Raw genomic sequence first — 12,065 nt, 5'->3', positions numbered from 1 at the left:
TCGTGGGCGACCCGCTTAGACACCTCATCCAACTCGGCATACGAGAACCGACCCGCCACCGCCACCGCCGACGGCGTCCGCGCCACCTGCGCCGCAAACAACTCCGGCAACGTGCCCGACGGCGTGTCCACCACCGGACCTGCGGCCGCACGCTCGCCGGGCAGCAGCAGGTCCAGGTTCTCCACCCGGGTCTGCGGCGCCGCCGCGAATCGCGCCAGGACGGCCAGCAGGCGACCCAGGACCGCCTGACCCGCAGCGGCGTCGAACCGGTCGGGCTGGTAGTTCAGGCGCAGCATCAGCTCGGCGTCAGCGCCGGCGACCAGCGCCAACGGGTAGTTGATGGCCTCCCGCCCCGGCTCCGGCGCGAACCGCACGGTGGTGCCGGGGCTCGCCGGGCCGGCGCCGGCGCCGAAGCTCTCGAAGGCCAGCAGGGTGTCGAAGAATGCGCCCGGGCCGCCGAGGTGCTGGACCTCGCTGAGGCTCAGGTACTGGTGGTCCATCAGCGCGCTCTGCCGCGCCTGTACGTCGGCGAGGACCTCGGCGACCGTCTGACCCGGCTGGAAGCGCACCCGCACCGGGATGGTGTTGATGAACAGCCCGAGCATGCTCTCCATGCCGGGCAGGTCCGCCGGACGGCCCGCCACCGAGGCACCGAAGACCACGTCCCGGCGGCCGGTCAGCAGTCCCACGATCACGGCCCAGGCCACCTGGACGACGGTGTTGACGGTCACGCCGTGTGCCCGGGCCAGCTTCCGCAGCGCGGCGTCGAGCTCGGGTCCCGCGGCGGCGACGAGGACCTCGGGGAAGGTCTGCGCGGCGCCGTGGTCCAGGGGTGCGACCAGCGTCGGCTCCTCGAGGTCGGAGAGCTCACCGCGCCACGCCTCGCGAGCCGCCGCGCTGTCCTGGCGGGCCAGCCAGCCGAGGTAGCTGCCGTAGGAGGTCACCGGTGCCAGGTCGGCGGCGGAGCCGGCCGCCGCGTACGCGGCCTCGAGCTCGCGGGCGAGGATCTGCAGGGACCAGCCGTCGAGCAGGATGTGGTGCAGCGTGACGACCATCCGCCACCGGTTCGGGGCGAACCTCAGCAGCAGCACCCTGAGCAGCGGCGGGACCGCGAGATCGAAGCGACGTGTCTGCTCCTGCAGCGCGAGCGCCTCGGCCTCGTCCGGCCCGGACACGTCCTCCTGGCGCCAGGGCACCTCCACCTGACCCCACACCACCTGCAGGGGTGTCCCGGAGTCGCGCTGCGGGAAGGCCGCACGCAGGGTCTCGTGCCGATCCACCACCGCCTGCCACGCCGCCCGCAACGCCTCCGGGTCGAGATCACCCTCGACACCGAAGACGAGCTGCTCGATGTAGACATCCATCCCCCGCTCGTCATAACGGGAGTGGAACAGCAGGCCCTCCTGCAACGGCGACAACGGCCACACCTGAACCAGACCCGCGTCACCCGCCGCCGCCTCGAAACCTTCGACCTCGGCCTGGCTCACCGCCACCAGCGGGAAGTCCGACGGCGTATGGCCGCTCGCGTCCGACGTGGCCAGCGCCGACAGGGCCCCTGCCCAGGCCTCCAGCAGCGTCCGGGCGTCGCCCTCGGTCAGGGCGCCGTCGGGCCAGGTCGCGGTGAGGGTCAGGCGGGGGCCGCCGGGCTCGTCGTGGACGACGACGATGAGTTCCAGGCGGTGCTGCGCGGCGAGCCGGGCGTCAGGATCGCCGATGCCTTGCAACGCCACCTGCCAGGGCTCCTCCCGCGACGGTGCATCGCCGGCGGCGCCGCCGGGGAACCGGCCCAGATAGGTGAAGCCGACTTGAGCTTCCGGTTGCCCGGTCAGTTCCGAGCGAGCCTGCGGGTTCGCGTACCGGAGGAGGCCGTGACCGAGGCCGTCACCCGGCACCGCGCGCAGCTGTTCCTTGACGCGCTTCAGCGCGGTGCCCGCGTTCGCCGGGTCCCAGGGGCCCGCGTCCAGGCGCACCGGGTGGCTGCTGGTGAACCATCCCACCGTTCGCGACAGATCCAGGGCGCTGCTCCGGCCGTGGCCCTCCACGTCCACCAGGAAGGCGCCGGGTCGGCGGCCGTGGACCGCCGCCGCGAGGCCCGTCAGCAGCACGTCCTCGACGCCGGCGTGCACCGCGGCCGGGATGCTGGTGAGCAGCGCCGACGTGACGTCCGCGGGCACCCGGACCGAGGCGTCGCGGGTGGGGCCGGTCAGGTCGCCGCCCACGGCCGGGAACACGGGCTCGGCTCCGCGCAGCAGGTCGAGCCAGTGGGGCAGCTCGGCCCGGCGGGTCTCGCCGGCCGCCTCGACGGTCAGCCGGCGCGCCCAGTGCCGGAACGACACGGGCACGGACTGCAACGACGGCTCGTGGCCCGCCGCCAGCGCCGCGTAGGCCTCCGCCAGGTCCGGTACGAGGATCCGCAGGGAGACGGCGTCCACCACCAGGTGCGCCACCACCAGCAGCAGGCGGCCCATCCGGTCCGGGCCGGCGTCGAACCACACCGCCTGCACCATCACCCCGGCGAGCGGGTCGATCCGGTGAGCGGCGGCCCGGGTCTGCTCCCGGACGACGTCCGTCACCTCGGTGTCGTCCAGGTCGGTGATGTCGACCCGGCGCAGCCAGTCGCCGGCCGCGACCGTGTCCGCTTCGGGGACGGTGAGGCGGTCCGTTCCGAGGCGGGCACGCAGCATGTCGTGGTGGGCCAGCAGAGCGTGGACCGCGCCGGTCAGGGCCGTCGCGTCCGCGCCGGCCGGCGTGATCATCAGGGTGGACAGGGCCGCGTCGCCGGCGCGTTCCGGACCGGTACGGCCGAGCAGCTCGTGCATGACCGGCGTCAGCGGGATGTCGCCGACAGGCGCGTCACCCGCCGGCTGGACCGCGGCCTCGTCCGTGATCTCGGCGACCAGGGCGAGGCCGGCCGCGGATCTGCGTTCGAAAACCTGCCGGGCAGTGATCGACAAGCCGGCGCGGCGGGCCTTGGAGACCAGCAGCATCGACATGATGGAGTCGCCGCCGAGATCGAAGAACGACGCGTCCGCTGCGACCTCGTCCAGCCCCAGCACCTCGGCGAAGAGGCCGCAGAGCAGCTCCTCGAGCGGCGTGGCCGCCGTCCGGCCGGTCCCGCCGGCCGGGTCCGGGGCGGGCAGCGCGGCCCGGTCCAGCTTGCCGTTGACCGTCAGCGGCAGGGCGTCGAGCGCGACGAAGGCCGCCGGGATCATGTAGTCCGGCAGCCGGGCTGCCAGGTGGTCACGCAGCGCCGAGCCGTCGGCAGCGGACACGACGTAGGCGACCAGGCGGTTGTCCCGTACGACCACGGCCGCCTGGGACACGTCCTCGCGGGCTTCCAGCACCGCGGCGATCTCGCCCGGCTCCACCCGGAAGCCACGGATCTTCACCTGCTCGTCGGCGCGGCCCTCGAAGCGCAGATTGCCCTGCGGGTCCCACTTGGCCAGGTCGCCGGTGCGGTACCACCGCGATCCGCCGGGACCGGCCACGAACGACGCCGCTGTCGGACCCGGCCGGCCGAGGTAGCCGCGCGCCACGCCCGGACCGGCGATGTACAGCTCACCGGTGACGCCGACCGGCACCGGGTTGAGGAACTCGTCCAGCGCGTAGACGCGGGCGTTGCCGATCGGGGCGCCGATCGCGGGCGCCGCCTCCAGGTTCCGCGGAAGGGGAACGGTCGTCGTGATGACTGTGGCCTCGGTCGGCCCGTAGGTGTTCCACATCTGTGTGTGGGCGGTCCAGCGGTTGGCCAGCTCGGCCGACAACCGCTCGGCGCCCAGCACCCAGTTGCGGACGCCGGGCACCTCGGCCGGGTCGAGAACCGACAGCAGCGACGGCACCACGCTCGCCACTTCGACGCCGCTGTCACGAACCATCGCGGACAACGCCTGCGGGTCGGCCCGCTCCTCGTCCGAGGCGATCGTGAGGGTCCCACCGCTGGTCAACGCCACGACTACGTCGAGGATCGACGCGTCGAAGCTGAACGAGGCGAACTGCAGCGTCGCCGTACCCCCGCCGAGGACGGGGCCCATCACCGACGCCAGGTTCGCCACGCCACGATGCGCGACCGCCACGCCCTTCGGCGTACCGGTCGATCCGGACGTGTAGATCACATAGGCGAGGGACTCCGGCTCGATTCTCACAGCCGGGGCGGCGGCCGGCGGTGGCGTGTCGAACGGGACCATGCGCGCCGCACCCCGCGGCTGCTTCGCCAGGGTCTCCGCCGTGCCCAGCACGAAGGCCGCGCCACTGTCCGCGACGATCATCGCGAGGCGCTGCGCGGGATACGCCGGGTCGAGGGGTACGAACGCCGCGCCCGCCTTCCACACGCCGAGCATCGCCACGACCATCTCCACGCCGCGCGGCAGCAGCAGCGCCACCCGCATCTCCGGACCGGCGCCGAGCGACGCGAGATGTGCGGCCCAGGCGTCCGACAACGCGTCCAGCGAGGCGTAGGTCAGCGCGTCGGGGCCGGAGCGTACCGCCACGTCCGACGGCGTCCGGGCCGCCTGAGCGGTGAACAGCTCGGGAACCGTCGCCGGCGGAACGGCCACGGCGGTGTCGTTCCAGACGTCGACGACGAGCGCCCGCTCGACCGGGTCGAGGATGTCGACGTCGCCGATGCGCGTCGCTGGGTCGGCCGCGAGCACGGTCAGGACGCGTCGCAGCCGGTCGGCCAGTGAACGCGCGGTGGACTCGTCGAACAGGTCGGTGGCGTAGAGCAGGGCGCCACGGAGGCCGGCGGGACCGCCCTGGGCGTCGTGCTGCTCGACCATGTCGACGGACAGGTCGAAGCGGGCCGCCTCGGCGGTGGTGCGGGCCGGGCCGACGGTGACGCCGGGCAGCTGCCACTCGCCGCCGTCACCCGGCACGTTCTGCAAGGCGAACATGACTTGGAACAGCGGGTTGCGGCTGAGCGAGCGGTCCGGGGCCAGCTCGTCGACGAGCCGCTCGAACGGGACGTCCTGGTGCGCGTACGCGGCCAGGTCGGTCTCCCGGACCCGGCGCAGCACCTCGGCGAACGTGGGGTCCCCGCTGAGGTCGGCGCGCAGCACGAGGGTGTTGACGAAGAAGCCGACGAGGTCGTCGAGCGCCGGGTCGTCGCGGCCGGCGACAGCGGTGCCGACGGGGATGTCGGTTCCGGCGCCGACCCGGCACAGCAGGACCGACAGCGCCGCGTGCAAGACCATGAACAGGGTCGCACTATTTTCGCGCGCCACCCGTAGCAGCCCTGCATGAGTGTGGGCGTCGATGTCGAAAGGCACGGTTGCGCCACGGAACGAGGGCGTGGACGGGCGCGGGCGGTCGTAGGGCAGGCGCAGTTCGGCGGGCGCCCCTTCCAGGGCCTGCCGCCAGTGGGCGAGCTGGGCGGAGACGACGCTGCCGGGGTCGTCCGACTCGCCGAGGACCTGGCGCTGCCAGAGGGCGTAGTCGGCGTACTGCACGGGCAGCGGAGTCCAGTCCGGGGCCGTGCCGCGCAGCCGGGCGGCATACGCGTCCTGCAGGTCGCGGGCCAGCACACCGATCGACCACCCGTCGACCGCCGCATGGTGCAGGACGAGCAGCAGCACGTGCGTGGCCGGGTCGAGCTCGAGCAGCCAGGCCCGCCAGGGCAGGTCCGTGGTGAGGTCGAAGCCCCGGGTGGCGTACGCGTCCAGCAGGCCGGGCAGCGCGTCTTGGTCCACCGGGAGCACCGGCATCGCCGGGCGGCCGTCCGCGCCCGACCGGATCACCTGGTGAACGCCGTCGTCGGTCTCCACGAGGACGGTCCGCAGGCTCTCGTGCCGGTCCGCCAGGTCGCCGAGGGCCGCTGCCAGGGCGGCGACGTCGAGGTCACCGTCGAGCCGCAGAGCGAGCGGCATGTTGTAGGCGGCGCCGGCCCCACGGTCGCTGCCCTCGAGGCGGTTGAGGAACCACAGGCGTTGCTGCGCGTACGAAAGGGGAAGCCGGTCCGGTCGCTCCCGCCGGACCAGAGCGGCGCGAGCCCGGCTCCCGCTCTGCGCAATGAGCCGGGCGACGTCCTCCACCGCCGGGGTGTCGAACAGCGCGAAGATGCTCACCTCGACGTCGAACACGGCGCGGATCCGGGCGGACAGCCGCATGACGGACAGCGAGTCGCCGCCCAGCTCGAAGAACGAGCGATCGGCCGGGACCCGGTCGACACCGAGAATCTCCGCGTAGAGGGCGCAGAGCAGCTCCTCGCCGGTGGTGGCGGGCGGACGGCCGCCGGACGCGGCGGCGTCCGGCTCAGGCAGGGCGGCGCGGTCCAGCTTGCCGTTGACGGTCAGGGGCAGCTCGTCGAGCCGCACGAACGCCGACGGGACCATGTAGTCGGGCAGCCGGGAGCCGGCGAAGGAGCGCAGTTCGGGTCCGTCCACGGTGGACACGACATACGCGACCAGGCGGTCGTCGCGGACGACCACGGCGGCCCGCGCGACGGCCGGGTGCGCGGTCAGGACAGCCTCGACCTCGCCCGGCTCCACCCGGAACCCGCGGATCTTCACCTGCTCGTCGGCGCGGCCGGCGAAGAGCAGCTCGCCGCGGGGGCTCCAGCGGACCAGGTCGCCGGAGCGGTACATGCGGGCGCCCTCGGCACCGTCGCCGCCGAACGGGCAGGCCACGAACGCGCCCGCGGTCAGCCCGGCCCGGCCCACGTAGCCGCGGGCCAGCTGCGGCCCGGCGACGTACAGCTCGCCGGTCACGCCGGGCGGCACCGGCCGCAGGTACTCGTCGAGGACGTAGACGCGCGTGTTGCCCAGCGGGGTGCCGATGGGCGGCGGCGGGTCGTCGGCGCGCAGGGCGATGTCGACGGCACCGGTCGAGGTGATGACGGTGGCCTCGGTGGGGCCGTAGCCGACCCGTACCTTGGTGCGGCCGGCCCAGCGGGCACCCAGCTCGGCCGAGACGCGCTCGGCCCCCACCAGCCAGCTGCGCACGCCCGGCAGCGCGTCGGGGTCCAGAACCGCCATGAGCGAGGGCACCACACTGGCGACCTCGACGCCGGTCTCGCTCATCATCCGGGTGAGCGCCTGCGGGTCGGCGCGCTCCTGCGTGGACGCCACGGCGAGGGTGCCGCCGACCGCGAAGGCCAGGGCGACGTCGAGGACGCAGGCGTCGAAGCTGAACGAGGCGAACTGCAGGACCGTCGCGCCGTCGTGTACGTCGAGCAGCGGCACCGTGGCGGCCGCGAGGTTGACGACGCCGCGGTGGGCCACGGCAACGCCTTTGGGCGTACCCGTGGAGCCGGAGGTGTAGATGATGTAAGCGAGCCCGTCGCCGCTCACCGGCACCACCGGGGCCGGGGCGGCCGGCACGGCCGTCCAGGGGACGTGCGCTGCGCCGCCGGACGGCATCTCGTCGAGGGTCTCGGCGGCGCCGACCACGAGCGCCGCCCCGCTGTCGGCGACGATCATGCCGAGGCGCTGGGCGGGGTACGCGGGGTCGAGTGGCACGAAGCCGGCGCCGGTCTTCCAGACGGCCAGCATCGCCGCGATCATCTCCACGCCGCGCGGCAGGCACAGGGCCACCCGGATCTCCGGACCGGCGCCGAGGCCGGCCAGGTGCGCGGCCCAGGCGTCGGACAGGCGGTCCAGCTCGGCATAGGTCAGCTCGGCGGCGCCGCAGCGCACGGCCGGCCGGTCCGGCACGCGCCGGGCATGCCCGGCGAACAGGTCGAGCAGGGTGCCGTCGGCGACCGGGACCGCGGTGTCGTTCCAAGCCTCCACGACCAGTGCCCGCTCGGCGGCGTCGAGGACCTCGATGTCGCTGAGCCGCAGGCTGGGGTCGGCGGCGATCTGGGTGCACACCCGGGCGAGCCGCTCGGCGAGGGCGCGCACGGTCGCCGCGTCGAACAGGTCGGTGGCGTAGAGCAGGGTGCCGGTCAGCCCGGCGGGGGCGCCGTCGGCCTCGAAGCGCTGGAGCAGGTCGACGGAGAGGTCGAAGCGGGCGGGCGCCTCGGACGCGCGCTCGTACGGGCGGACCCGCACGCCGTCGAGCTGCCAGTCGTCGACGGGAGGCCCGCTCTGCACGGTCAGCATGACCTGGAACAGCGGGTTGCGGCTCAGCGAGCGGGCCGGGTTGAGCTCGTCGACGAGGCGTTCGAACGGCACGTCCTGGTGCGCGTACGCGGCCAGGTCCGTGGCCCGCACCCGCTCCAGCAACCGCAGGAACGACGGGTCGCCGCTCAGGTCGGCGCGCAGCACGAGCGTGTTGACGAAGAACCCGAGCAGGTCGTCCAGGGCGGCGTCGCCGCGGCCCGCCACGGCCGTGCCGACGGGGATGTCGGTTCCGGCGCCGACGCCGTTGAGGAGCACCGACACGGCGGCGTGCAGCACCATGAACATGGTCGAGCGGGTCTGCCGGGCGAGCCGGGTCAGCGCCGCGTGCGTCTCGGCGTCGATGTCGATGTCGACGGTGGCGCCACGGAACGACGGCGTCGCCGGGCGCGGCCGGTCGGCCGGCAGCCGCAGCTCGGGCGGGGCGCCGGCCAGCGCGTCGCGCCAGTAGGCGAGCTGTCCGCCCACGACGCTGTCCGGGTTGTTCAGGTCGCCGAGTACCTCGCGCTGCCAGAGTGTGTAGTCGGCGTACTGAACCGGCAGCGGAGTCCAGGCCGGCGCGGCGCCGCGCCGCCGTGAGGCGTACGCGCTTCGCAGGTCATCGACCAGCAGGCTCATCGACCAGCCGTCGACCGCGACATGGTGCGCGACAAGGAGCAGCACGTGCTGCTTCGCGCCGTCGTGCTCGCCCAGCGCCAGCAGCCAGGACCGCCAGGGCAGGTCGGCGCTCAGGTCGAACCGCCGGGCGGCACAGCCGGCGAGCACGCCGGGCAGCTCGGCCTCGGTGGTCGGCACGACGGCGAACGGAGGCCGGCCGGCCGCGCCGTCGAGGATCCGCTGGACCGGCACGCCGCCGTCCTGCGGGAAGACGGTCCGCAGGCTCTCGTGCCGCTCGGCCACGTCGCCGAGCGCCGCGGCGAGCGCCGCGACGTCGAGGTCGCCTTCGAGGCGCACGGCGAACGGCTGGTTGTAGACAGCGCCCGCCCCGGCTCCCTCGAGCCGGTTGAGGAACCACAGGCGCTGCTGCGCGAAGGACAGCGGCAGGTCCACCGGCCGCTCGCGGCGGGTCAGCGCGGGGTACGCGGCGACGTGTCCCCCGTCCACGAGGCGGGCCACCTCGGCGACGCTGGGCGTGGCGAACAGGTCACGGATGCCGATCTCGACGCCGAACGCCGCGCGGATCCGCGACACGAGCCGCATGCCGGACAGCGAGTCGCCGCCCAGCTCGAAGAAGGATCGGTCGGCCGGCACCCGGTCCACACCGAGCACCTCGGCGTACACGCCGCACAGGATCTCCTCGGCAGGGGTCTGCGGCCCGCGCCCGCCGAGCCCGTCGGCGTCGGGCGCGGGCAGGGCAGCCCGGTCCAGCTTGCCGTTCGCCGTCGTCGGCAGCGCGTCGAGCAGCACGAAAATGGCGGGCACCAGGTGGGCGGGGAGCCGGCCGGCGAGGAAGTCACGCACCGTTTCCGGCTGCGGCGTCGCGCCCTCGGTCGGAACCAGGTAGCCGACGAGCTGGTTGTCGCGTACCAGGACGGCGGCGTGCGCGATCTGCGGGTGGGCGGTGAGTGCGGCCTCGATCTCGCCCGGCTCGATGCGGAACCCGCGCAGCTTGATCTGGTCGTCCGCGCGGCCGGCGAAGACCAGCTGCCCGTCGGCGGTCCAGCGCGCCAGGTCGCCCGTGCGGTACAAGCGCTCGCCGGGCTCACCGTACGGGGAGGCGACGAACCGCTCGGCGGTCAGCGCGGGCCGCCGCACATAGCCGTGGGCGAGCCCCGGACCCGCCAGGTACAGCTCACCCACGGATCCGATCGGAGCCGGGGACAGGAACTCGTCGAACACGTACGCCCGGACGTTGCCGATGGGACGGCCGATCGGCACCTCGCCCGCCGCGTCGGCGAGCGGGTCGCTGAGGGTGGCGCAGACCGTGGCCTCGGTGGGCCCGTACACGTTGAAGAAGCGGCGGTCCGCCCAGCGGCGCACCAGCCACGGTGGGCAGATCTCGCCCCCGGCCACGACCGTACGCACCGAAGCGGGCAGGTGGTCCACGGTGGCCAGGGTCGACACCGGAAGGGAGAGATGGGTGAGGCCGTGCTCGGCGGCCACCTCGGCGATCGAGCCGTGCGGGGGCAGCCGGTCGGCGCCGGGCAGCACGAGCGTGGCGCCGGAGAGCACCGACATGGACAGCTCCCAGACGAGCACGTCGAAGCTGAGCGAGGCGACCTGCGGCACCCGGGACCCGGGTTCGACGCCGAGGCGGGAGGCGAGCTCGGCGGCCAGGTTGCCGATGCCGCGATGGGAGACGAGCACACCCTTCGGGGTACCGGTCGACCCCGACGTGTAGATCACATACGCCGCATCGTCGGCACCGATCGACGGCAGCCGCACGCCCGCGCGGACCGGCGCCGTCACCAACTCCGACGCCACCTCGTCGGTGACCACCACCTTCACAGCCGCGTCGGCGAGCATGTACTCGACCCGCGCCGCCGGATATGCGGGGTCCACCGGCACGAACGCGGCGCCGGCCTTGGCGATGCCGAGCAGCACCGCCACGACCTCCGGAGCTCGCTCCATCAGCACGCCCACCAGGTCGCCGCGCCCGACGCCGCGCGCGGCCAACTCGTGCGCCACCCGGGTGGCGGCATCGTCCAGCTCGGCGAACGTGTAACGGCGCTCGCGCCCCAGGACGGCCAGGCTTTCCGGCGCGGTGCGCACATGCCGCTCGAAAAGCTCACTGATCGTGCCGACCGGCGCGGGCACGGCGGTGTCGTTCCATCGGCGCAGCACGAGCGCGCGTTCGCCGTCGTCGAGCACGTCGACGTCGCTGACCCGCAGCGCCGGGTCGGCCGCCACCGTGCCGAGCACCCGCACCAGCCGCCGGACCAGGGTCTCGACGGTGGACGGCTCGAACAGGTCGGTGGCGTAGAGCAGGACGCCGGCGATCCCGGCCGGCGCGCCGCGCTCGTCCCGGCGCTCGGCCAGGTCCAGGGCCAGGTCGACGCGGGCGGCGAGAGGACCGCCGTCCACCCGGCCGGCCCGCACGCCGGGCAGGCGCCACTCCTCGCCGTCTCCGGGGGTGTCGCCCTGCAGGGCGAGGGAGACCTGGAACAGCGGGTTGCGGTTCAGCGCGCGGACCGGGTTGAGCTCCTCGACGAGCCGCTCGAACGGCATGTCCTGATGCGCGTACGCGGCCAGGTCGGTCTCCCGGACCCGCCGAAGCAGCGCGGCGAACGACGGGTCGCCACCGACGTCGGCGCGCAGCACGACGGTGTTGACGAAGAAGCCGATGAGGTCGTCGAGCGCCGCGTCGCCCCGGCCGGCGGTGACCGCGCCGATCGGGATGTCGGTTCCCGCGCCGAGCCGGCTCAGCAGGAGCGACAGCCCGGCGTGCAGAACCATGAACATGGTCGAGCGGGTCTGCTGGGCCAGCCGCACGAGCGCGGCGTGGGTGGCGGCGTCGATGGACACCGGCACGGTGGCGCCGCGGAAGGTGGGCGTGGCCGGACGCGGCCGGTCGACGGGAAGCGTCAGCTCGGCCGGGGCGTCGGCGAGGGCCCCGCGCCAGTAGTCGAGCTGCGCGGCGAGCACGCTGCCGGGGGCGTCCGGGTCGCCGAGGACCGCCCGCTGCCAGAGCGTGTAGTCGGCGTACTGCACAGGCAGGGGCGCCCAGCCGGGTGCCTCGCCGCGCGTACGCGCCTCGTACGCCACGCGCAGCCCGCGGTGCAGGAGCCGGGTGGACCAGCCGTCGACGGCGATGTGGTGCGCGACGATGAGGAGCACGTGCTCGCCCGGGGCGGTGGCGAACAGCCACACCCGCCACGGCACGTCGGCGGCCAGGTCGAAGGGGCGCGCGGCGAGCTCCTCGATGAGCGCGGGCACGTCGTCGGCCGCGGCCGGAACGGCGGTGAACGGCGGCCGGCCGGCGGGGCCGTCGAGGATGTGCTGGACCGCGACGCCGTCGCTCTGCGGGAAGATCGTGCGCAGGCTCTCGTGCCGGTCGCTGAGGTCGCCGAG

General features: G+C 74.2%; 1 protein-coding gene. It reads right to left on the bottom strand.

The window, feature by feature from the left end; translation table 11 throughout:
• On the bottom strand, window positions 1–12,065 hold a 12,065-nt coding region (locus tag AB0J80_RS38145), incomplete at both ends, for an amino acid adenylation domain-containing protein (protein ID WP_364714684.1).

The sequence above is a fragment of the Actinoplanes sp. NPDC049548 genome, from assembly GCF_040676695.1.
Classification (GTDB): Bacteria; Actinomycetota; Actinomycetes; order Mycobacteriales; family Micromonosporaceae; genus Actinoplanes.
This window is presented reverse-complemented; position numbering and strand designations above follow the sequence as displayed.